This window comes from Thioalkalivibrio sp. HK1 (assembly GCA_000583135.1).
In the GTDB taxonomy this organism is placed as follows: Bacteria; Pseudomonadota; Gammaproteobacteria; order HK1; family HK1; genus HK1.
Genome location: JFBG01000053.1, coordinates 21824 through 46316 on the forward strand (window position 1 = coordinate 21824; position 24493 = coordinate 46316).

Here is a 24493-nt window from a genome sequence, read left to right on the forward strand (position 1 = left end):
GGTGATTTTATCGGCAAGGCTGCGGCAAAAAACCATGACACCCCGACCTCGACGAGGCCGGGCGAGAATCGACGATCGCAGGCAAATTTATCGGATCGATCCATCGGTGCCCAAAGACTTCAAACGATAAAGGGTATCGAGAGCCTCTTTGGGCGAAAGAGCGTCGGGGTCGACCTGATCGAGGGCCTGCAAAAGGGCCTGTGCCCGATCCGAGCGCGGATCGGAATCGACCTCGGCCGACGACGATTCGATTGCGAGCTCTCGCTCCTCGGGAAGCATCGGGATCCCGCCGGGCCCGGAACCGAACAGACCGAGCTGCGGTGTGCTCGGCTCGGTCAATGCCGCATGCGGATGATCCTCGATGGTGGAGAGGATCTTGCGCGCCCGCCCGATGACCTCGGCGGGGATCCCCGCCAATGCCGCCACCGCGATCCCATAACTCCTATCCGCCGGACCCTCCTTGACCCGGTGCATGAAAACCAACCGCTCGCCGTGCTCGATGGCATCGAGATGCACGTTGACGACTCCGTCGGTGCATGACGGAAGCGCCGTCAATTCGAAATAGTGCGTGGCGAAAAGCGTGAACGAGCGAATCCTCGAAGAGAGATCGCAAGCGCAGGCCCATGCCAAGGCCAACCCGTCGTAGGTGCTCGTTCCACGTCCGATCTCGTCGATCAACACCAAACTGATGGAGGTGGCGTTATTGAGGATCTGCGCCATCTCGCTCATCTCCACCATGAAGGTCGAGCGTCCGCCCGCAAGATCGTCCCCGGAGCCGATCCGGGTGAAGATTCGATCGATGGGGCCGATCCTCGTCGCCGCCGCGGGCACGAAACTCCCGGCATGGGCAAGCAGCGCGATCAATGCCGTTTGGCGCATGAGGGTCGATTTACCCCCCATATTCGGCCCCGTCACCACCAGCATCCGACGCTCGTTATCGAGCGTGATATCGTTGGGGACGAAGGGGGTATCCGTATTCCTTTCGACGACCGGATGCCGTCCCTCTCTGATTTCGATGCCCGGGGCATCATCGAGCACCGGGGCTCGATAGTCCAATGTCACGGCTCGTTCGGCAAAGGTGCAAAGAACATCGAGTTGGGCGATGGACCGGGCACAACTTTGCAAGTCCCCGAGATCCTCGGCGATGCGATCGATCAACGACTCGTAAAGCATCTTCTCTCTGGCCAGCGCCCGCTCTCGCGATCCGAGCATCCGATCCTCGAATTGCTTGAGCTCGGGGGTGATATAGCGCTCCACATTCTTGAGGGTCTGGCGGCGGATGTAATCGGCGGGGGCGCGAGCGCTTTGCACTCGACTGATCTCGATGAAGTAGCCGTGCACCCGGTTATAGCCGACCCGTAGATTCGGCAAGCCCGAACGCTTTCGCTCCTTGCTCTCGAGATCCTCCATGAAGGCTTCGGCATTCACCGACACCCCGCGCAATTCGTCGAGCTCTTCGTCATAACCGGAGGCGATGACCCCTCCATCGCGGATCAATACCGGGGGGGATTCGATCAGCGCTCGATCGAGCAATTGGGCGATCTCGGGAAAATCCCCGCTCGTGCCCGCCAGCGCCTGCACCCGCGGGCTATCGATCTCGAGAGCCACCGAGCGCAGTTGCGGGAGGATATGCAGCGCCGAGCGCAGCTGCACCAGATCCCGCGGCCGCGCGCTCCTCAAGCCGATCCGCGAGAGGATGCGCTCGATATCCCCGACTTCGCGGATCATCTTGCGCAGGTATTCGAATGCGCGACCCTCGATCAGCTGGCCGACCGCATTCAACCGCAAAGCGATTTCCTCGTGATCCCGGATCGGACGGGTCAACCACCGGCGTAGCAGACGACTTCCCATCCCGGTGGAACTCCGGTCCATCACCGCCGCAAGGGTCGCCGACTCGTTATCCGAAAGCGGGCGCACGATCTCGAGGTTGCGCCGCGTTGCGGCATCGAGGGTCAGCGCATCGTCGTGGCCCTCGAAATGCAGCGAGCGCACATGGGGCAAAGAACCCTGCTGGGTATCGCGGGCATAGAAAACCAAGGCCCCGGCGGCCCCGACCGCAAGCGGACGATCTTCGATCTCGAAGGCGCGAAGATCCAGGGTCTCGAACTGTTCGATCAACAAATTCCGGGCCGAGATCGGATCGAAATGCCATGCGGGGATGCGGCGCAACGCCGGATGCTCGCTCACGAAATTCGGGGGCGATAAATCGTCCGGGATCAGAATTTCCGCAGGGGCGATGCGCTCGATCTCGGCTCGGGCGGATAGATCGCCGTCGATCTCGGTACAAACGAAGCGACCGCTCGATATCTCCAATCCGGCGATGCCCCAATGCCCCTTGCCACCATGCACCGCCACCAGCATGTTGTCGCGATGCTCTTCGAGCAAATGCTCTTCGGTCAAGGTGCCGGGGGTAACGATGCGCACCACCTTGCGCTCGACCGGTCCTCGAGAGGTCGCCGGATCTCCGATCTGCTCGCAGACGGCGACCGACTCCCCTTGACGCACGATCTTGGCGATATAGGCATCCACCGCATGCGCGGGCACGCCGGCCATCGGGATCGGCTTGCCGCCGGATTTCCCGCGCGTGGTCAAGGCGATATCGAGCAAGGCGGCGGCCCGCTGGGCATCATCGAAAAAGAGCTCGTAAAAATCCCCCATCCGATAGAAGAGCAAGGTCTCGGGATGCTCCGATTTGATGCGTAGGTATTGCGTCATGACCGGGGTGTCTTGCCCCGAACGAGACGATGATTTCGAGTTTTTCGTAGACATTCAAAGCGCCACGCGCGATATGAAGAAGAAGAAAATCGTGGCCTCGACAAAGCCATCGAACACTGTCTTCTTAGTATGTATCGTATAACGTGAAATATTCCTAGCAAGGCAGCGAGAAGGCGGATTCGATATTCATTCGCGCGATTTTCGATTCGACATCGTCGAGTGCAAAAAAACCCGACGGGCAATTTCGTTTCTCTACGATGTCGCAAAACTTGAAAGAACCCGTTCTCGCCCCCATCAAGCGGGGATACTTGCTTGCAAGATTGGAATCCATCGCTTGATCCATCGCTTTGGATAAAGACGATGATCGCCTTGGGAAGGGAGGATGAACGGGATGACCGACGACGCTACCTTGGAAAACACGAATCGAGAGACTTTCGGATTTCAGGCCGAAATCAGTCGCCTGCTGGAGTTGATGATTCGCTCGCTTTACGGAAACAAGGAGATTTTCCTCAGAGAACTGATCTCCAATGCCGCGGACGCCGCCGACAAGCTCCGCTTCGAAGCTCTTTCCGACAGCGATCTCTACGAGGGGGATGGCGAGATCCGAGTGCGCATTCTCGTCGATCCGAAGGCGCGCACGATCACCGTCAAGGATAACGGAATCGGCATGAGCAAAGAGGAGATCGTCGAGAACCTCGGCACCATCGCCCGCTCTGGTACCCGTGATTTCCTCGCCTCGCTGACCGGTGACAGCGCGAAAGACGCCCAACTGATCGGACAATTCGGAGTGGGATTCTATTCCGGCTTCATCGTCGCCGATCGTATCACCGTCAACTCTCGGCGCGCCGGAAAGCCCGCCTCGCAAGGCGTGCGATGGCAATCGAATGGCGAGGGTGAATTCACCGTCGAGGACCTCGAAGTCGGTGATCGAGGAACCGAAGTCACCTTGCACCTGCGCGAGGACGAGGACGAATTTTTAGCGCCCGAACGCATCAAGGGGATCGTTCGAAAATATTCCGATCACATCTCGATCCCGATCTCGATGCCCGGATCCGACGACGATGACGATACCCAAGAAGAGAATATCAACCAAGCGACCGCACTGTGGGCGCGCAATAAAAACGATATCGACGATGACGACTACAAGAATTTCTATCGCCATATCGCGCACGATTTCGAAGATCCCCTAAGCTGGTTGCACCACCGGGTCGAGGGCAATCTCGAATACAACCTCCTGCTCTATATTCCTTCGCGCGCCCCCTTCGATCTGATGGATCGTTCGATCAAGCGCGGGGTCAGACTCTATATACGGCGGGTCTTCGTCATGGAAGACGCCGAGCAGTTGATGCCCGCCTATTTGCGCTTCGTCCGCGGGGTGATCGATTCCGCGGATCTGCCGTTGAATGTCTCGCGCGAGATCTTGCAAGAGGATCGACAGATTCGATCGATCCGCGCCGGGGCGGTCAAGAGGGTGCTGGATCTGCTGGCGTCGATGGCGAAAAACGATAGCGAGAAATACGAGACCTTCCAAAGGGAATTCGGAAAAATCATCAAAGAGGGAATCATCGAGGACGAAAAGAATCGCGAGAGCATCGCCGGTCTGTTGCGTTTCGCTTCCACCGACCAATCGACCACGACCCCGTCCGTTGCGCTCGACGACTATATCGAGCGCATGAAGGATCGGCAAAAAGGAATCTATTACATCACGGCCGGCGGCCATCGCGCCGCGCGCAGCAGCCCGCATTTGGAGGCCTTCGACAAGCACGGGATCGAGGTCTTGCTGCTGACGGATCCGATCGACGAATGGGTGGTCATGCACCTTGCGCAGTACAAGGAAAAACCCCTGATCTCGGTGATGAAGGGCGAGTTCGATCTCGACGATATCGCTTCTTCGAAGGAAGACGATTCGACGCAAGCGCAAGAAGACAAGGACGATACCGAAAGCGACGCCGACGCCGATGCGGATGAATACGAAGGACTTATTCTTCATTTCCGCAACATCCTTTCGGATCGCGTTCGCGATGTGCGCATCACCCGCCGCCTCGACAGCTCGCCGGCCTGTCTCGTGCGCGAGGAAAACGAGATCAGCCACCAAATGGAGCGCCTTCTCGATGCCGCCGGACAAAGCATCCACAGCGTGCGTCCGACCTTGGAGATCAATCCCGCCCATCCCTTGATAAAACACCTTGCGACACAAGCCAAGGAGGATATGAGCGACGACTGGGGGCATCTGATCTTCGAACAAGCCCTGCTGAGCGAAGGAGGAAGTCTGGAGGATCCCGCAGCCTTCGTGCGCCGAATGAACGAACTGCTCCTCGCGCAGGTCACGGTCCGCAAGGCGGCCCCTCGCAGGCGAAAAACGAATGCGGGCGGAAAAGCGAAGGGTCGGGGAGGCGCGGCAAGTACCGAAGCCAAGACCGATGGCGATGCCAAGACCGCGGCGAAAGCCAAAAAGAGCGGGGGCGAGAAATCGAAGGGCGCCAAGGCTCGCAAAGAAGATCCCTAGTCGATTCGCTATGGGAGATTCGATACGAGGGATCCGAATCGGGAGACGGGAAGCGATATCGGGCTCGGCTCGTTCCGATCCCTCGATATCGATCATCGACCGATCATCCACCGATACCACGAAGATCGATAGAACGAGCGGGTGTCGACGATGAGCGCCGATTTCAATTCCGATTCGAATTCCGACCTCGAGTCGAATCGAGCCCCGTCTGCGGATATCGACGATCTCGATCCTTCGTTTTGCCAAGCGCTTTGCGAGCTGCGCACCATCTTGGATCTCGTACGTTTCGGAGCCGCTCGATTCGAAAAAGCGCAACTGACCTTCGGGCACGGGCACGATAACGCGATCGACGAAGCCGCCTCCTTGGTGCTGCACACCGCCGGCCTTCGCCCCGATGCACAAGACCTCTGGCTCGGCGCCCGCCTGACCTCGGGCGAGCGAAAAGAGGCTCTCGAACTCCTTCGGCGCCGAATCGAACAACGGATCCCCGCCGCCTATCTGATCGGAAAGGCATGGTTCGCCGGCCTCGAATTCGTCTGCGATCAAAGAGCGCTGGTACCGCGCTCCCCCATCGCCCAATGGATCGAACGCGGCTTCGAGCCTTGGCTCGACGGCGACGCCGACGGCTTGCGCATAGTGGATATCGGAACCGGGGGCGGGGCCATCGCCATCGCCTGCGCCCTGGCCTTCGAGAACGCGATCGTCGATGCCGTGGATATAAGCGAGCGGGCCTTGGCTCTTGCGCAGGAAAATCGCCGCCGCCACGGGGTCGAGGATCGAGTGCGAATGATCCGCTCCGATCTCTTCGAGGCCTTGAGCGACGAGCGCTATCACCTGATCGTCAGCAATCCGCCTTATGTCGACGCCAAGACGATGGCCGCACTCCCTTTTGAATATCTGCACGAACCGCGGCTCGGCTTGGAGGCGGGCGACGATGGGCTTGTCTATATCCGCCGAATTTTGAGCGACGCCCATCGCCATTTACATCCGCAAGGAATCCTCGTCGGCGAAGTCGGAGCCTCGCGCAAGGCCTTGGAAAGGGCTTTTCCGGATCTGCCTTTTCTATGGCTGGAATTGGAGGGCGAGAGCGAAGGGGTGTTTTTATTGGATCGAGATAGCCTCGCCGCCGCCTTCGACTGAAAATCCTCTCCGTCTCGGTTGCAATGACGGGTGAACTCCGCCTTGCGAAACGACCCTTGTTGCCCGCCTCTGTTGTCTGCCCCGCTGCGGATATCGACCGAGTACAAGGCGGGCATTTTCCGACCCCTTCGGCAACCTACGCATCGCTCATCGTAAAATCAAAGGCGATATCGACGATGGAGCATGAGCGATGATCACCTTGATCGAAGCGCTGAACTACCGCTGCCTGCGGGATGTGCAAGTAAGGCTTCGCCCTTTTCATGTTCTCGTGGGCCCGAATGCATCGGGTAAATCCACCTTGATGGATGTCGTCGAATTCCTGGGCGATGTGGTCGGCGACGGCCTCGACGAAGCCCTGCACAAGCGGGCCCCCGACGATCCGAGGGAACTTCTATCTCATCGACAAGGAGATCGAATGGAATTCGGCTTGGAAGCCGAGATCCCCCAAGACTTGAGAGAGAAAACCATCCGACCCGACCTCGATTCGATACGCTACGAAATCGCGATCGGGCTCGAGGAATCCGGATATCGTTTCGAATTCAAAGCCGAGAGGCTGGTGTTGAAAAAACGATCGAAACCCGATCGTTCGCAAAACGAATTCTTCCCGAGATCGATGCTCCCTCGTCAATCCCTGCTCTCCAATACCCGTAAAAGAGACAATAAACTCATCATCAACAAGGTGCCGGGCGGCAACGATAATTTCTACAGCGAGTGCCTGCCACGGGTAACGCGTTGGGCTCCTTCGTTCAAATTGGGTGCCCGCAAATCGGCTTTGGGCAACCTCGTTCCGGATGAGGGTAACTTTCCCGTCAGCACTTGGTTTTTGCGGTTGTTGGCGAGCGGAGTGCAAAGGCTCTCGCTCAACAGTCTTGCGATCAAAAAACCCTCACCCCCGGTCAAGGCCCCGCAATTCCTCGCCGACGGTTCCAATCTCCCATGGGCGGTGGATCGCCTGCAAAAACGGGATCCGAAGCGCTTTGCCGGATGGCTCGAGAACCTGCAAACGGTTCTGCCCGATCTGAAAGCGATCAAAACCGTCATCCGAGACGAAGATCGGCATTGCTATTTGGTATTCGAATACGAAAACGGGGCGAGCGTTCCCTCGTGGCTGGTCTCCGACGGGACGCTGCGGCTGGCGGCCCTGACGCTCCCGGCATGGCTCGGCGAGCATCGGGGGATCTATCTGATCGAGGAGCCGGAAAACGGTATCCACCCCAAGGCGATCCCGGCCGTCAACGATCCTCTCTCGTCGGTCTACGATGCCCAAGTGCTGATGGCCACCCATTCCCCGGTGATCCTCAACGCCAATAAACTCGACGATATCCTGTGCTTCGCCCGCAATGAACGAGGTTCCACCGATATCGTGGCCGGGAACGAACATCCCAATCTTAGACAATGGACCGAGGTGGTCGATCTCGGAACCCTGCTGGCGGCGGGGGTGATGGGATGAAGGATCTTGTCATCCTGGTTGCCGACAAGACCATCGAGCAAACGATGCTCGGCCTGCTCGAAAGAAAGAAGTCACCGGAGATCCGAAAGGATATCACCTGCGATATCGTTATCCACCTGCAGCGCGGATCCCGGTTGCGCGCAAGAAGGCGTCGTCTTTCCATCCCGGTTCCATGATCAATATCGGCATGCTCTTTGAAAAGATGTCGGGACTCGTCCTTTCGAAGGCTCCTCGGGCTATTGCGAGAATGGTTCCCGATTTGATCCGCCGAGGGACTATCGTGCGCCGATTCGAGTGTCTTTCATGCTGACCAACGCCCATGTTCCGATCATCGGTTTTGCCGCTTGGAGCGGCACCGGCAAGACGACCTTGCTGCGCAGGCTCCTTCCGATCCTTGCCGGGCGCGGGATTCGCACCGGTATGATCAAGCACGCTCACCACGATTTCGATGTCGATACCCCCGGCAAGGATAGCTACGAACTGCGCAAGGCGGGGGCGACGCAAATGCTGATATCCTCTCGTCGTCGGTGGGCGTTGATGGTGGAAAGACCGATCGAACGAGAGCCCTCCTTGGACGAGATCTTGCTGGATCTGGATCAGGAATTCCTCGATCTGATCTTGGTGGAGGGCTTCAAGCACGAACGATTTCCGAAGATCGAGCTGCATCGGCCCGACTTCGGGCGCCCCATGCTGCACCCCAAAGACGATACGATCATCGCCATGGCCACCGATGCCCCACCAAAAAAGGAGATCCCCTTGCCGCTGCTGGATCTGAACGATCCGCAAGGGATCGCCGACTATCTCATCCGCTCGATGGCAGCGCATCTTGCACCTTCGGGGGCACCGAATCCCCCCGTCTTGGTTGTCGATCACTGAAAAACGCATCGAGAGCGAACGATGTCCCTTCCCGAGCCGCTTCCCGATTGCTACGAAGGAGATCCGGATCTCCTGCCCTTGGACGAGGCCTTGCGCCGGATCCGGGTGCATGTCCAAGCGATCGAAGAAAGCGAAACGCTGCCGCTCATAAAAGCCCATGCAAGGATCGCCGCGCGTGATATCGCCTCGCCGATCGATGTACCGGGGCATACCAACTCGGCGATGGATGGCTATGCCGTCGACGGGGATTCCTTGCCCGATGACACTTGGCGGCTGTTTCATCCGATCGGCGAGGCCTTGGCGGGCCATCCCTTCATCGGCAACGTGGAGCCCGGCCAAGCGGTCAGGATCACCACCGGGGCGATGATGCCATCGGGCACCGATACGGTGGTGATGCAAGAACACGCGACGATCGAAGACCAAGGGATTCGGATCCCGCCGGGGAATCGCAAGGGACAGCATGTGCGCGAACGCGGCGAGGATATCGCCGCCGGAGCGGTGGTCATCGAACGCGGAAGGCGCTTGATGCCCGCACAAATGGGATTGCTCGCCTCGCTGGGCGTGGCCGAGGTCGAGGTCTTTCGCCCTTTGCGGGTGGCGTATTTTTCCACCGGGGATGAAATACGCTCCCCGGGGGAGGATTTCGCTCCGGGGCTGGTCTACGACAGCAATCGCTTCACGATGCGCGGGATGCTCGAGCGCCTCGGGGTCGAGATCGTCGATCTCGGGATCGTGCCGGATCGGCGCGATGCGATCTTCCAAGCCTTCGAAAAGGCGGCGATGAGCGCCGATGTCGTGCTCTCTTCCGGAGGGGCGTCCACCGGCGAAGCCGACCACATCAAAGAGGCTTTGAGCGCCTTGGGTCAGGTGGGTTTTTGGCGCATCGCCATCCGCCCCGGAAGGCCGCTGGCCTTCGGCTTCATCGAGGATGCGGTGTGCTTCGGCCTGCCGGGCAATCCGGTTGCGGTGATGGTGACCTTCTTGCAGATCGTCGCCCCCGCCCTTCGCGCCGCCGCCGGGGAATCATGCTTTCGCCCGCCGCCGGAGATGGAGGCTCGTTGCACCGTCAGCCTGCGCAAAAAACCGGGGCGCGTCGAATACTACCGCGCGGTCTTGGAGCGGGACGAAAACGATGCCCTCGTCGTACGCGATACCGGTCGCAGCGGATCGGGGCTGCTCCATACCATGAGCGATGCCAACTGCTTCATCGTCCTGCCCGAGCAGGGGGAAAGTATCGCCCCGGGCGAGATGGTTCGGGTGCAGCCTTTTTTCGGGTTGATCTGAACCATCCACGCCGTCTATCGGCAACGCATATCCGCAAATGACCTTGCGGGGCAAAGGGCGCCGCCTCGTATCGAATTCCTTCGACGAAAGATTTTTCATGGCGACCGTGGAAAGGAAAAAAGAGCCGATGAATACTCCTACATCCGATAACGATTCGAAGGATTCGAAAACGACATCCGATCCGGCTTCGAGCGCAGCCGTCGGGCAAAGCGACGAGGCCTCGATGATCCCGCTTTCGATTTGCGTGCTGACCGTTTCCGATACCCGCAACGAAGAAAACGATCGCTCCGGTCGTCTTTTGGCAAAAAGGCTGATCGAGGCCGGCCATCGGCTATTTCGAAAAACGATCGTCCCCGACGATATCTACCGTATCCGCGCGGTGGTATCGGAGTGGATCGCCGATCCGCAGATCCACGTGATCATCACCACCGGCGGAACCGGGGTCACCGGACGAGACGGGACTCCGGAGGCGGTGGGGGTGCTGTTGGATAAAACCATCGACGGCTTCGGGGAGGTATTCAGGAGCATCTCTTATCAGGAGATCGAAACCTCCACCATCCAATCCCGCGCCGTGGCCGGGGTCGCCAACGGCACCTATCTATTTTGCCTTCCCGGATCCTCCGGCGCCTGCCGCACCGCTTGGGATCGGCTGATCCGCAAACAACTCGATAGCCGCACGAAGCCGTGCAATCTCGTCGAGCTGATCCCCCGTCTTTTGGAGAAATAGCGAAAAAGGGCGCGCGGATGGGCGCGACTCCTTCGAGCATCGCCCTTTGTCTTTTGGAGCCTTTCACGCTCGCTTTTTCGAAGACTCCGCCCCTTGGCATCGACGACGCTTCGAGCCCGCTCGAAAACCGCTCGATCACCCATCGGGCCGGGTGCGCATATTTTCCGGAAGCCACGTGGCCAGATCCGGAAAGGCGATCAGCACGAAAACCATCAGCACCATGATCAAGAACATCGGTACCGCGGTCTTGGCGATATAGCCGATATCGTGCCGCGTCATTCCTTGGAGCACGAAGAGATTGAATCCGATCGGGGGCGTGATCTGCGCCATCTCGACCACCACCACGATGAATATCCCGAACCAGATCATGTCGATCCCCGCGGCCCGAATCATGGGCTCCACCACCGCCATCGTCAGCACCACGGCCGATATGCCATCGAGAAAGCAGCCGATGACGATATAAAAAATCATCAAGGCGATCAGCAGGGTCGTCGGGGTGAGATCGAGGGAGGCGATCCACTCGGCGAGGGCTCGGGGCAATCCGGTAAACCCCATCGACAAGGATAAAAAGGCCGCCCCGGCGAGGATCAGCGCGATCATGCAAGAAGTGCGAGTCGCCCCCATCAGGCTCTCGCCGAAGGTCTTCCATGTCAACGAGCGTTGCAATGCCGCCAATACCAGCGCCCCCACCACCCCGAAGGCAGCGGCTTCGGTGGCGGTGGCGAAACCGGTATACATCGAACCGATCACGAATAGAACCAGCACGATGACCGGTATGAGAAATACCGAATCGCCGATGCGCCGGGCCATGGAGATGCCGGGCTCGGCGGGCGGCATCTCCTTGGATCTGAAGATGGACCATAGTGCGACATAGCCCATGAACATCCCCGCCAGCAGCAGGCCGGGGAAGATTCCGGCGATGAAGAGCTTGGTGATCGACTCGTTGATGGTCACGCCGTAGACGATCAGGATCAAAGAGGGGGGGATCATCAACCCCAAGGTAGCGGCCCCGGCCAGAGTGCCGATGGTCATATATTCCGGATAGCCTCGAGCCCTCAAGGCCGGGATCGACATCTTGCCGACGGTGGTCAAGGTCGCCGCCGACGAGCCGGAGACGGCGGCGAAGATCGTGCAGCCCACGATATTGGTATGCAGCAACTTTCCCGGCAAGGGAGCCATCCACGGGGCCAACCCCTTGAACATATCCTCCGACAAGCGGGTGCGATACAAGATCTCCCCCATCCAGATGAACAAGGGCAATGCGGTCAACGACCAGCTCGACGAGGATGACCATATCGTGGTGATCATCGAATCACCGGGGGGGCGGGTGGTGAAGAGCTCCATCCCCACCCAAGCCACTCCCATCAGGGCGAGTCCCACCCATACCCCGGTGCCTAAAAGCAAGAAGAGCACGAAGAGAAAGACGACGGTCAGGGAAATGCCTTCCATGGCGATGCGTTCCTGGCAAGCGGATCTCGGGCGATCCTCGTGAGACGAGCGGGCGAGATCGGGGGGGCGGTTTTCAAAACCCGGAATCGATGATTGGTACTTTTGCGTATAGATCCCGAAGCGAAACTCCAGGCTTGGGCCTTGCAAGGGCTTTTATCGATCTCGGCTCTCGTCTTGGGGCGAGGGTTCGTCATCGTCCTCCCCCGATTGCCCGGCGAAAACGATCGAAAGGAATCGATCGACGAGGGCGATGGAAAATACGACGGTGCCGAAGGCCATCGATAGTTGCGGGATCCACAAGGGCCAGGCATCCTGCCCTTGGGAGATATCGTTGAGTTTCCACGACCACCATGTGGCGCGAATGGCATAGACGGCGAAATGGATCGCGATCACCGAGCCGATCCCGAAACACCATGCCTGCAACCACCGACGAGGACCCGATGCCAAGCGCAACAAGAGCAGATTCACCCGGATATGCGCCTTGCGATCGAGGGTATGGGCCAAGGCGAAGAAGACGCTCCCCGCCATGCAATAACCGGCATAGCCGGTGGCGCCGACAAAGACATGGCCGGACCAGCGAGCGACCATCTGGGCAACGATGATCAGCAATAGCAGCAATAAAAAAGCGGCGGCGATCAGACCGCATAGTCGATAAAGGGTATCGAGCCCCGGGCGAAGGGCATCGAGGATGCGGCTTGCTTTGGATGAGGCTTCGATGATCGGCATGGATATGCGCGCTCGCTTTGAAAATCCCCCTCATCTACAAGCCCCGGGGCGATGATGCCCCGGGGCTCATGGATTCGAATCGACGATCGATTCGGATAGCAGTTCGGATAGCAGTTCGGATAGCAGTTCGGATAGCAGTTCGAAATTCCCCCCCCATCCCAAGGCTCACATATTGCGATAGGCCTCCAAGATCGCCTTGCCGTCTTCGCCTGCGCTTTCCAACCACTCGTCGAGCATCGTCTGCCCGATCTCTTTGAGCTGAGCGCGCAAGTCGTCGTGCGCCATCTGCACCTTCATGCCATTGGCGGCGAGCTGGGTGACATACCAATCGGCCAGCTGGTGCGCCCTTGCGGTCCCTGCGCTCTCGGCGAGCATCGCCATGCCCTTGACCATATTGCGCTGGCCCTCGTCCAGATCGTTCCAAGCATCCTTGTTGACGAAGACGTAGTTGCGCGGCATCCAAGCATTGACTTCGTAGAAATAGCCGAGCTGTTCCCAAACCTTGCGATCGTAACCGGTCGAGCCGGAGGAGACGAAAGCCTCCGCCACCCCGGTCGAGAGGGCTTGGGTGAGTTCCGCAGCCTCGATTTGCACCGGCTGCATGCCGGTGAGCTCGGCCAGCCTCGAAGTCGCCGGGTTATAGGCCCGGAATTTGATGCCCTTCATATCGGCGATCGACGAGACCTCCTGGTTGAAATAAAGCCCCTGCCCAGGCCAAGGCACGGAATAAAGGAGTACGAGATTCTGATCAATGAGGATCCTTTCGATCGTCGGGCGCGCCGCCTGCCAGAGTTTTTCCGACTCCTCGAAGGTCGAGACCAAAAAAGGAATGGAATCGAAACCGAATACGGCGTTCTCGTTCTGATGGGAGGAGAGCAGGCGCTCGCCGATGGGGGCTTGGCCGGTCTGGACCGCCCGCTTGATTTCATTGCCCTTGAACAGCGACCCGCCGCCGTGCACCACCACTTCCAAGGCCCCGCCGGTGGCGACCCTTATGGCCTCGGCGAAGTCCTTGCCATTTTGGGTGTGGTAGTTGCTATCGGCATAAGCCATGGGCATATCCCATTTCTGCGCATGGGCGGGAGCGAATGCGAGAAGGGACAGGGTCGACAATGCGACGAGGACGCGTCCCAATCGACGCAACGAAACGATCGGCAAAATGGACATCGATTCATTCTCCTTTTGAAAAAAAGATTATCCGAAAGACTTGCGGCGAAACCCGATCAAGGCATGATAATCGTGGCCACGGCCAAAATGATCGCGAACCAAGCCGATCGATGACCGACATGGCGACTTTATCGTGCATCTTATAATGAGCGAGATCGAGCGAAAGCGCAAAACTTGACCGAGGCTTTCATTTTCTCGGGGATGTCCATCGCATCGCTTGGTCTTCGAAAGGCCCCGGCAATCCACCGACCCGCTGCAATGTCAACACGAGGTTTCGATGATGGAATACACCTGCATTCGTGCCCGGACCGAAGGATCCGTCGGCTTGGTCGTGCTGGATCGACCGAAGGTCCTCAACGCCCTCAATCAACCGCTGATCAAGGAACTGGGCCATTGCTTGGCGGCCTTCGATGACGACGATGCCATCGGGGCGATGATCGTCACCGGGAGCGAAAAGGCTTTCGCCGCCGGCGCCGATATCTCGGAGATGAGCGAAAAGAGCGCGATGGAGGCTTTCGCCAAACCCCATTTTTCATATTGGCATCTGATCCGCGGCGTCCGCAAACCGATCATCGCCGCCGTCTCCGGCTACGCCCTCGGCGGCGGCTGCGAACTGGCGATGGCTTGCGATATCGTCATCGCCGCCGACAACGCTCGCTTCGGACAACCGGAGGTCAAGCTCGGCATCCCCCCGGGGCTCGGCGGCACCCAGCGCCTGCCGCGGGCCGTGGGCAAGGCCAAGGCGATGGATCTTTGTTTGACGGCGCGCATGATGAGCGCCGAGGAAGCCGAGCGCAGCGGGCTCGTGAGCCGAGTGGTCCCTGGCGAGCGCTTGCTCGACGAGGCGATGGAGGCCGCCCAAGCCATCGCCTCGATGTCCCGACCGGTGGTGAAAATGATCAAGGAGTCGATCGATCGCGCTTACGAGACCACGCTCGAATCCGGTCTCGATGCCGAGCGCGGCTTTTTCCATCTCGCCTTCGCCACCGAGGACAAGGGCGAGGGTATGCGGGCCTTTTTGGAAAAACGCCCGGCGAAGTGGTCGCATCGCTAAGTCCCTCTTCGCGATATCGCTCGATCGCTTCGAAGCGCTCCATCCTCGGCCAACCCTCGTATATCGACGGCTTTTTTCGAAACCATCGCCTTGCACGATGTCCTTCGAAGAATCCAAGCAAGAGCTCGAAGAATGTGTTGAGAGAAACCGCATCCGGATTGCTCGATCGCACCTTGGGCAGATTTCTCAAGAGCCTGCGCAGCGGGGGCCAAGGAGAGATACCCCTTCTCGATCGCGTGCATCCGGATCTCGATGACCCAAGCGATCAAGAACACCTGCGCAAGCGGGTCGACGCCTGCATCGAAGGTCGAGGCGGCGAGGTATCGGCAAGGGCGCAAGCCGCGGCATTGGGAGAGATGTATCTGGCATTGAAGCGCGCCGGTCGGGTGCGTTTTCTGCGGATGCTCGAAGAGGAATACGATACCGACCCCCAAGCGATCGGGGAGGCGATCGATGCCTTTCGCCCCACCCTGGCAACGATCGATCCCGAACATGGATCCGAAAAAGAGCGACGCGCGCATCGGATCGCGCTGGATCACCTGCGCCGCGCCCTCATCCCCCGACGCCTGCGGCTCTTCAAGCGATTCAACGGACTCAACGGCGGGGTGAAATTCCTCGTCGACTTGCGCGCCGATGCGCTCGATGCCAAGCGCGAGCATCCGGATCTCATCGGGGTCGACGAGGATCTTCGCGCCCTGCTCGCCTCGTGGTTCGATCCCGGGTTCTTGAAGCTGCGGCGCATCACATGGGAAAGCCCGGCCTTCGTATTGGAAAAGCTCATCGGCTACGAGGCGGTGCACGAGATCCGCTCTTGGGATGATCTCAAGAATCGACTCGAGCCGGATCGCCGCTGCTACGCTTTTTTCCACCCCAATATGCACGCCGAGCCGTTGATCTTCGTGCAGGTGGCCCTCGTGCGGGGGATGTCTTCGAGCGTTCAGGCTCTGCTCGATCCCACCGCTCCGCTCGAAGATCCCCTCGCGGCGGATTGCGCGATCTTCTATTCGATATCCAATTGCCAGCGCGGTCTGAGCGGGGTGAGTTTCGGCAATTTTCTGATCAAGCAGGTCGCCACCGATATCGCTCGCGATCTGCCCGATATCAAAACCTTCGCCACCCTCTCCCCGATGCCGGATTTCAGATCTTGGCTCGATGCACGCCTCGAGGAGGAAGAAGGGCTCCTCGATCCGGCGCAGGCAACGACGATCCTCGAACTCGCCGACAACCCCGACGGTATCCCGGCGGGATCGGCTTTGCGCACCCTGCTCGATCGTCCGCATTGGAACGAAGATGCGGATCTGACCAACGCGCTACGCCCGATCCTGCTCCATCTCGCAGCGCGCTTTCTTAGCGAAACGAGTTCAAGCACCGCCCAGCGAGGCAAGCGCAGCCTCGACCGGGTGGCTCATTTCCATCTCGATAACGGGGCGCGGATCGAGCGCATCAACTGGCTCGGCGATATATCGAAGCGAGGACTCGAACAATCCGCAGGCATCATGGTCAACTATCGTTATGTCTTGGAGGATGTCGAAGACAATCACGAGCGCTATTGCGCAACCGGCGAGGCCCCGATCTCCATGGAGGTCAAACGCCTTGCCAAAAGGAAATGAGCGCCGATCCCCCCCTCCCCCGATGCGGCGATATTCGCAGATACTCTTACGGTCGCTCGGGTTCCGATATCATGAAATACTGTCGATGACATTGTAAATTTCACGGGGTCGGGATATCCTTATCCACCTCCCCCGCCCTTGTCTTAGGTCCTATTTCGATCGATCTCGATTCGAAGCGGCATTCGCTTGACTCTTGATACGAATATCGGATGCAACGATAAAAACGACAACCCATAGCCCTCGTGCCATAGCCAACGATGCCGAAAATCACACCGACGGTCTCCCCCTACTATTCGCCGGCGCATCGGCAGCTTGGCCACTTTCGATTGCTGAGCGGATTGGAGATCGAGCAACCCGATAAAAGTGCGGCGCCCCTAAAGGATCTGACGCTGCACCTGCACGCCAATCCGCAAGTCTTCGAACCCTATTCATGGCATATCGACGCCTTGGGTCCGGGTGCGGTTCAAGAGCTGCGGGATCGTCAGCCGGAAATCTCCTTGGAATACTTGGATGGGCTGATCGACGAAACGGAGCTGGAACTGCGCTTCGATCTACGGCAAGGCGACTTAAGGATCGCAAGCGTCGATGCCAAAACCCTGTTGCTTCCCAAAGACCATTGGGCGGGGTCGGCCAACAATCCCGAGATGCTGGCCTGCTTCGTAATGCCGAACAGCGATCTCGTCGAGGATTTGGTCAAGCGCGCCGCGCAAGCGCTGGCCAAAGTCCCGGGCGACTATGCGATGAACGGCTATCAATCCCGATCGCGCGAAGCCCCGTGGATGATGGCCCAAGCGCTGTGGCAAGCGGTGGCCTCGCTCGGCTTGGATTACGTCTCCCCGCCGCCGGATTTCGCCGAAACCGGCCAGCGTATCCGTCTTCCGGATCGCATCGCCGCCACCGGCATGGCCGCCTGCCTCGATGCCTCGACCCTCTTCGCCGCCTGCTTGGAGCATATCGGCCTGAATCCGGTGATCGTGCTCACCCATGGACATGCCTGCGCCGGCTGCTGGCTGATCGAAGAGAGTTTCCAGGTCACGAGCAACGACGATCCGATGGATATGCGAAAGCGCGTCGATGCCCAGGATATCGCGCTTTTCGAAACCACCTGCGTCCTAAGGCGACCGATCCCCTCCTTCGCCGAGGCCTGCGATATCGCCCGCGCCTCGTTGAACGAGGAGGTCGAGAAGGATTTCGTCCTCGCCCTCGATATCGCGCAGGCGCGCAAGCGCTCGATCCGCCCCTTGCCGAGTCGACGGGAGCGGATCGAAGAAAAAGCCAAGACCTCGACGAAAGCGCCCCGCATCCCGAAGATGCAAGCGCCGCCGCCGATGCCGCGAATCCGCCTCGAGGATCGGCCGGTCGAGAACAGCCCCGAGGGTCGGGTCGACCACTGGCAGCGGCGGCTGTTGGATCTCTCCAAGCGCAACCGCCTGCTGAACTTCGGCGGCCGCGCTTCCCACATCCGTCTTCGTTGTCCCGATATTGCAAGGCTCGAGGATGCGCTGGCGCAGGATAGGAAATTCAACTTCATCTCCATGCAAGAAAACGGATTCGAGGCCTTGGAAGGCGGCTCGTCGCCTTCGAGTCCCGATTTCGATCGATTCGCCCTCGAACAACTCGACGAGCGACGGCTGGTGGCCGATGGCACGACCGACAAACTGGATACGACCCTCCTCGGGCTTTATCGAAAAGCGAAAAACGACCTCGAAGAGGGAGGCAGCAATACCCTGTTCATGAGTCTGGGGATGCTGCGATGGCAAGAAACCCCCAAGAGCAAGAAGTCCTATAAAGCCCCCTTGATCATGCTGCCGATACAGCTGCAGCGTCGCAGCGCCCGCTCCAAAATCACCGCTTGTGCGCATCCGGACGAGGAGCCGGTCTTCAACTCCACCTTGATCGAATTCCTGCTGCAAGATTACGAGATCGATCTCGGATGCTTTCGAGAGTCGCTGCCGATGGATAGCCACGGGGTCGATGTGCCGCAAGTCTGGTCTTATGTGCGAGAGGCGATCAAGGATATCAAGGGCTTCGAGCTGATCGAGGATATCGTCATCGGCAATTTTTCTTTTCGCAAATTCCTGATGTGGCAAGACCTCAAAGATCGACTCGATGCCCTGAAAAACAATCTCTTCGTCAATCACCTGATCGAGCAGGGCGGGGGTGGAGGCTATCCGCACAGCGCATCGTTCATCGATGCTTGCGATGTCGATCGGCGCATCGAACCCGGCTCCTTGTATACCCCGCTCTACGCCGACAGCTCGCAGCTGGCGGCCATCGAGGCCTCGACTCGGGAACAGGATTTCGTGCTCGAAGGACCGCCGGGTACCGGCAAATCGGAAACCATCGCCAATATCGTCGCCACCAATATCGCCCAAGGGCGCAAGGTGCTCTTCGTAGCCGAGAAGATGGAAGCCCTCAATGTGGTCTACCGGCGGCTGGAAAAGGTGGGGTTGGGGCATCGCTGCCTCGAGCTGCACAGCAACAAAGCCAACAAGAAGGCGGTGTTGAAGCAATTCGATGACGCATGGCTTGGCGAAACGACGCCCCCGAAGGCTTGGGATCGACAAAACCGAAAACTGTCGAAGCAAAGGGACGGACTCAATCGCTATTTGGCAGCGCTCCACGGTACGAGCGATCGTTGCGATATCACGCCGTGGGAGGCGATCGGGGCTTCTTTGGGAGACGAAAGCGCGGGCTTTTCCTTGGGACTGCCGAACCACCCCGAGAACATCCCGCGCGCGACCAAACAATGGCTGAGCGACATCCAAGAACAGGCCGAGCGATTGCTCGAAGCCTTCGATGCCATTTCCGATATCGACCCCCGCGCGCTCGCCGCGGTCGGGAACGGGGAATGGTCCCATCGATGGGACGGCGATTTTCGTGACATCGTACAAGCGTTGAAGGCCGACTTGGCGGCGATGAAAGGGCACGAACGGGGGCTTTGCAAGGCTTTGGGAGGGATTCGACCGATCCGAGACGATGCTGCGCTAAGCGGCCTTGAATCTCTGCTGGAAAGCGAAGCGCTCACCGCCTTGAAATGCCAAGCGCTTATCTTCGACCCCGATGCCAAGGAACGAAGGCAGGCATTGGCCAAGATCATCGAGATGATCGAGCGGCGCCGAGCGATTCACGCGCGACTTTCATCCAATTTCGATCTCGATCTCGATCGGGCCTTGGCTCTACCGACGCAAGCATGGATCGAGGCCTTGCGTACCGCCAACCCGATCGTGGCTTTTTTCCGGAAATTCCGCATCCGGCGGCAACTCGAGGGATTCGGGATCCGACTGACCGTCGATATCGACAACCTGCGCGCCTTGGACGATTCGCGTTCGGCGGCGGCGGATATCGAGGCCATGCTGCCTCCTTTCATACGATCCGGGATCTGGCCGGGATGGGAGGAGGTCTCCACCTCGCAGTTGCAGGGGCTTCTATCCACCTGCGAGGGCTTTGCGACCGCCTTCGAGAGGGTGCAAAAAGAGATAGACGGCGATATTCCGGTCTTGATTCGGACGATCGCCGAAAACCCCGAACACCGGCAGGCCTTGGCCGATATGCGCCAAGCGATGGAGCGATACCGGCGGAATCTGGCGGCATGGCGAGGGCTCGGAGCCGATATCGGTATCGATGCCGATGGTTGGGAGGATCTGGCCGAATTGCTCGAAAGAATCGAGGGCATCGCGCGTCTCGATGAGTGCTTGGATTGGAACCGACTGCGAACCACACCTTGCGGAGATTACGATCCGATGCCGATCGTCGAGGCCATCACCGACGGGCGGCTAACAGAGGATCGTTCGGCGAATATGATCGATCACGCCTTTCATCGCTGGCTGGCACCTTTGCTGATCGACGCCGACCCCGTTCTAAGGCGCTTTCGCGTTCGCGATCACGAGCGCCTGAGAAAAGATTTCACCGCGACCGACGAGGCGATCGAGAACGCTTGCGGAGCCCAAGTTGCGGCCAATACCGCGGAATTCGTACCGAGCACCGAAGGAAGGCTCTCCGAAGGGCTGCGCATCCTATCTCGCGAGATCAAAAAGAAGCAGCGACATATCCCGATCCGCAAACTGATGGAGGGGTTGGGAGCGCAGGCCTTGGATCTGACCCCGTGCATGATGATGTCGCCGATCTCGATCGCCCAATTCCTGCCTCGGGATTTCAATCACTTCGATCTGGTCGTTTTCGACGAGGCCTCGCAGATCACCGTCTGGGATGCCATCGGCACCATCGCGCGGGGAAAGAACGTCATCGTCGTCGGCGATCCGAAGCAGATGCCGCCGACCAACTTTTTCAACCGCAGCGCCGTCGATAGCGAGGACGAGGAGGAGGATTACGAGAGCATCTTGGACCGCGCCCTCGACGCCGGTTTGAAAAAGCATCGCCTGACCGGGCACTACCGCAGCAAGCACGAATCGCTGATCGCCTTTTCGAACAGCAAGTATTACGAAAACTCCCTTGCCACCTATCCATCGGCGCAAACGAAGGAAAGCGCCGTCACCTTGCACAAGGTCGAGGGTCTTTACAGCAAGGGCAAGGAGGCGAACAACCCCAAGGAGGCGCAAGCGGTCGCCGAGGAAGTGTTGCGGCGATTGCAGGATCCGGAACTCTCGCGCTACACCATCGGGGTCGTCGCCCTCAATCAATCGCAACAGCGCACGATCGAGAACTGCCTCGACGCTATGCGGCGCAACCACCCGCAAACCGAGGAGTTCTTCCGAGATGAGGATGGAAGGCCGCCGCTTTTCGTCAAGAACTTGGAGACCGTCCAGGGCGACGAGCGCGATGTGATCATTCTAAGTCTGGGCTATGGCCCCACCGAGCCCGGGGCGCGCACGATGAGCATGAACTTCGGCCCCCTCAACCGCCAAGGGGGAGAGCGGCGCCTCAATGTCGCGATCACCCGCGCCAAATACGAAGTGCTGGTTTTTGCCAGCATGGACTACACCATGCTCGATCTGAGCCGCACCCAAGCCCAGGCGGTCGCCGATATGCGCGACTATCTCGAATACGCCGAGCGCGGGATCTGCGCCTTGGCGGGGCAAAGCCGCGAGCGCTACGGCATCGACCGCTTCGACAGCGAATTCGAACGGAGCGTGGCTTTCGCGCTACGCGAGCGGGGGTGGAAAGTGATCTCCCAAGTGGGGGTGAGTCGATTCCGCGTCGATCTCGGGGTGGTGCATCCGGATCAGCCGGGGAAATACCTCGCCGGGGTCGAATGCGACGGCGCCACCTACCACAGTTCGCCTTCGGCTCGCGATCGCGATCGCATCCGACAGCAGGTGCTCGAATCTCTGGGCTGGCGCTTCGCCCGCATCTGGTCCACCGACTATTTCCGCGATCCCGAGGAGGTGATCGACGATATCGACGGGCAGCTGCACGCGCTGGTCGATGGCGATCGCAAAGAGCAAGGCGAAGATCAAGATCCCTAGGAGCCGACGAGGGCGAACGGGATATCGAAAAAACGATCCGGGGGGCGATTCCGGCAATCCCGGGGATTCGATCGGATGAGGCTATCCGCTCTCGGACGAAAAGAGGGTTTGCAAACAATCCCCGCCTTGCAATCGACGAGCGAGCGCTCTTAGGTCCACATAAGCATCCCGAATACGAACGATGAGCGACGATGCCGACACATCATCGCAAACCCTCTCTAAATGGATTTGGACAAGGAAAATACCGAACCATGCATGCGGATTCGAACGAGCCTCGTCCCTCCTCGGCGACGAAAGACTCGCCCTCGCAGCCCCCATCGATAGCGCCCGAGAAAAACTCGGATGCCGAGCGAGCGGCCAAGCGGCAGCTGATGCGCTCGATCATCCAACGCATCGCCACCGGACCGGAACTTAGCCGGGATATCGATCGGAGCGAGGCTCGCCGAGGGATGGAGATGATCCTCGACGGGACGATCGATCCGGTACAAGCGGCGGTCTTTCTGATCGCGCTGCGGATGAAGCGGGAGAGCGATGACGAGAACCTCGGCATCCTCGATGCGCTGATCGAGCGTTCCAAGCGCATCGTCGCCCCGGTCGACGAGGTGGTCGATCTCTCCGATCCCTTCAACGGCTTCAACCGCACCCTGCCCGTTTCCGCCTTCGTCCCCGCGCTGCTGGCCGCCTGCGGACTACCGACGATCTCGCAAGGGGTCGAAAGCATGGGACCGAAATTCGGGGCCACCCATCACCGCGTGCTCGCAGCGTGCAAGATACGCACCGATCTCTCGCCCGAAGAGGTCGGCGAACGACTCGGGAATCCGCAGCAAGGCTGGGCTTATTGCGACCAAAGCGTTTTCAACCCCGACCTTCACGCTCTGACCGCCTTGCGCACGCTGATCATCAAGCGCCCGGCGCTGACCACGGTGGAGGTGATGACCGGTCCGGTCCGCGGGCGGCGATGCACCCATATCGTCACCGGCTATGTCCACAAGCCCTATGCCCGCATCTACGCTCTGCTGGCCAAAAGCGCAGGTTTCGATTCCGCCTTGATCGTGCGCGGCACCGAAGGGGGTATCGTTCCCTCGCTGCGCCAAGGCACGAGGATATTGAGCTACGGCGCCGCCGAAGCGCTTGGCGAGACGGAAGAGGAATCCGATATCTCGCCGCCGGAGGTGGGGATCGAACAAGATATGCGAGCGGTTCCTCTACCGCCGGATATCAAGGGCTACAGGCGCCGAAACGACGATATCCAAATCGATGGCCTGGCCATCGCGCAGGCGGCGGCGAAGGCGGGTTTGGAGGCCCTTTGCGGGGCGCCGGGGGCCGCCCGCGACAGCCTCGTCTATGCATCCGCACTCATTTTGCGCCATACCGGCAAGGTGCGGGATCTGGCTCAAGGAGCCGATCTCGCAAGAAAGTCCATCGATCAGGGGCGGGCATTGGAGCGTTTCCGATCTTGATCGATACTACCGATCGGTGCTGATCATCGACGCCGATGATCGATGCCCCGATGCCCTCGATGCCGGGGGGCAAAGCGAGAGCCTTGTTCGAACGACGCCTTATCGGTCTTGACCGAAACGGCCTTTGAATACTCGAAAAAAAAGAGGAAGAAAATCATGAGCCGATACTTCGGATCGACGACGAAAATCGCTTGTAAACGCATGCTCGCCGTCTGCGCCCTCGCCTTGATCCTGCCGGCATCGATCGCTCTTGCAGCGTCGATGGCACAGGCCGCCGATCTTCCGAAAGGATCGGTGGAGTTGACGATCGTCGGCGATATCTCCCGCAGCAATCGCAGCGAGATGAACGACAAAAGAGATGCCTTTTTTAAATTCCACAAACAGGATTTCGAGCGCGGCTTCGCCTTCGATCGAGCGATGCTCGATGGCTTGGACAAGGTCGAGATCACGATCACGCCCAGAGGCTGGGAGACAAGCGAGGCGGTACGGGTTTCAGGTCCGCGCCTTGCCGATGTCATGAACGCCGCCGGCTGCCCCATTGATCGCTCGCTTCGCACCCTCGCCCTCGACGGATTCGCGACCCGAATCGAGGCCGACTCCCGCCGGGATCGCGACTGGATATTGGCGATGAGTGCCGACGGCCGAGGATTGGATATCGGCGGCCGCGGCCCCTTTTGGATCGTCTTCGATATCCCCGATGATCGCTCGGCCACGCTGGAAGAATCGGTGCAGTGGCCGTGGGGGGTTTTCATGATCGAATGCGAGGCCGATACCTGAAAAAGCCACCGATGGTCCCCACTACGCCCGTTTACACCCCCGACACACCTGATGTCCGGGGTACGGGCCGAGTCTTTCGTGCAGCAAGGACGGGCACTATAAGGGTTGATTTCGCACAAGCGCCGA

At 59.4% G+C, this 24493-nt stretch carries 15 protein-coding genes and 1 pseudogene; 12 read left to right on the plus strand and 4 right to left on the minus strand.

The features are described 5' to 3' along the window. Positions 1-87: 87 nt before the first annotated feature. Positions 88-2769, minus strand: a complete 2682-nt coding sequence (mutS, locus tag BF99_RS0113395; RefSeq protein WP_025771291.1) for a DNA mismatch repair protein MutS — start codon at positions 2767-2769, stop codon at positions 88-90. 337 nt (positions 2770-3106) lie between these two features. Between mutS and htpG the strand changes: the two are divergent. The 7 genes and pseudogenes from htpG to moaB form a co-directional block, all read left to right on the plus strand. Next, positions 3107-5059 (plus strand): annotated as a pseudogene (htpG, locus tag BF99_RS0113405) (molecular chaperone HtpG); the annotation flags it as partial. A 312-nt stretch (positions 5060-5371) separates the two neighbouring features. Next, the gene (gene prmB / locus BF99_RS0113415; protein ID WP_025771295.1) at positions 5372-6361 is read left to right on the plus strand and encodes a 50S ribosomal protein L3 N(5)-glutamine methyltransferase; all 990 of its coding nucleotides are present in this window, start codon (positions 5372-5374) and stop codon (positions 6359-6361) included. Between the two features lie 190 nt (positions 6362-6551). Then, entirely contained in the window at positions 6552-7811 is a 1260-nt protein-coding gene (gene mads3, locus BF99_RS0113420; protein ID WP_025771297.1) for a methylation-associated defense system AAA family ATPase MAD3, read from the plus strand. Next, positions 7808-7987, plus strand: coding sequence for a hypothetical protein (locus BF99_RS0113425; protein ID WP_025771298.1), 180 nt, complete (start codon positions 7808-7810; stop codon positions 7985-7987). The genes mads3 and BF99_RS0113425 overlap by 4 nt, the downstream gene beginning before the upstream one ends. 127 nt (positions 7988-8114) lie before the next feature. Next, entirely contained in the window at positions 8115-8687 is a 573-nt protein-coding gene (gene mobB / locus BF99_RS0113435; RefSeq protein WP_025771299.1) for a molybdopterin-guanine dinucleotide biosynthesis protein MobB, read from the plus strand. A gap of 21 nt (positions 8688-8708) precedes the next feature. Next, on the plus strand, positions 8709-9971 hold the full coding sequence (gene moeA / locus BF99_RS0113440; RefSeq protein ID WP_025771301.1) for a molybdopterin molybdotransferase MoeA: 1263 nt from the start codon (positions 8709-8711) through the stop codon (positions 9969-9971). A gap of 223 nt (positions 9972-10194) precedes the next feature. Continuing rightward, positions 10195-10698: a molybdenum cofactor biosynthesis protein B gene (gene moaB / locus BF99_RS20975; protein WP_038098394.1), complete on the plus strand. Its 504-nt coding sequence runs from the start codon at positions 10195-10197 to the stop codon at positions 10696-10698. Positions 10699-10833: 135 nt separating this feature from the next. Here the strand turns inward: moaB and BF99_RS0113450 are convergent, their stop codons facing one another. The 3 genes from BF99_RS0113450 to BF99_RS0113465 all read right to left on the minus strand — a co-directional run bounded on the left by BF99_RS0113450 (position 10834) and on the right by BF99_RS0113465 (position 14040). Continuing rightward, the gene (locus tag BF99_RS0113450; protein ID WP_025771304.1) at positions 10834-12147 is read right to left on the minus strand and encodes a TRAP transporter large permease; all 1314 of its coding nucleotides are present in this window, start codon (positions 12145-12147) and stop codon (positions 10834-10836) included. 153 nt (positions 12148-12300) lie between these two features. Next, entirely contained in the window at positions 12301-12873 is a 573-nt protein-coding gene (locus BF99_RS0113455; protein WP_051482913.1) for a TRAP transporter small permease, read from the minus strand. A gap of 165 nt (positions 12874-13038) precedes the next feature. Next, positions 13039-14040 (minus strand): TRAP transporter substrate-binding protein, encoded by a 1002-nt coding sequence (locus BF99_RS0113465; RefSeq protein ID WP_197019145.1) that lies wholly within the window; start codon positions 14038-14040, stop codon positions 13039-13041. A gap of 280 nt (positions 14041-14320) precedes the next feature. On the opposite strand from BF99_RS0113465, the gene BF99_RS0113475 reads away from it, so the two are divergent. From BF99_RS0113475 to BF99_RS22095, 5 genes are all read left to right on the plus strand, one after another. Then, positions 14321-15094 carry an enoyl-CoA hydratase gene (locus BF99_RS0113475; protein WP_025771309.1) on the plus strand — a complete coding sequence of 258 codons (774 nt, stop codon included), beginning with the start codon at positions 14321-14323 and terminating at the stop codon, positions 15092-15094. 137 nt (positions 15095-15231) lie between these two features. Further along, complete coding sequence (locus BF99_RS0113485) at positions 15232-16704, plus strand: malonyl-CoA decarboxylase (protein ID WP_197019146.1); 1473 nt, start codon at positions 15232-15234, stop codon at positions 16702-16704. 257 nt (positions 16705-16961) lie between these two features. Continuing rightward, positions 16962-22130: a DUF4011 domain-containing protein gene (locus BF99_RS0113495; RefSeq protein WP_081759268.1), complete on the plus strand. Its 5169-nt coding sequence runs from the start codon at positions 16962-16964 to the stop codon at positions 22128-22130. A 251-nt stretch (positions 22131-22381) separates the two neighbouring features. After that, positions 22382-23590 carry an anthranilate phosphoribosyltransferase gene (locus tag BF99_RS0113505; RefSeq protein ID WP_197019147.1) on the plus strand — a complete coding sequence of 403 codons (1209 nt, stop codon included), beginning with the start codon at positions 22382-22384 and terminating at the stop codon, positions 23588-23590. A 156-nt stretch (positions 23591-23746) separates the two neighbouring features. Further along, positions 23747-24367 (plus strand): hypothetical protein, encoded by a 621-nt coding sequence (locus tag BF99_RS22095; RefSeq protein ID WP_156013316.1) that lies wholly within the window; start codon positions 23747-23749, stop codon positions 24365-24367. Positions 24368-24493 lie beyond the last annotated feature (126 nt).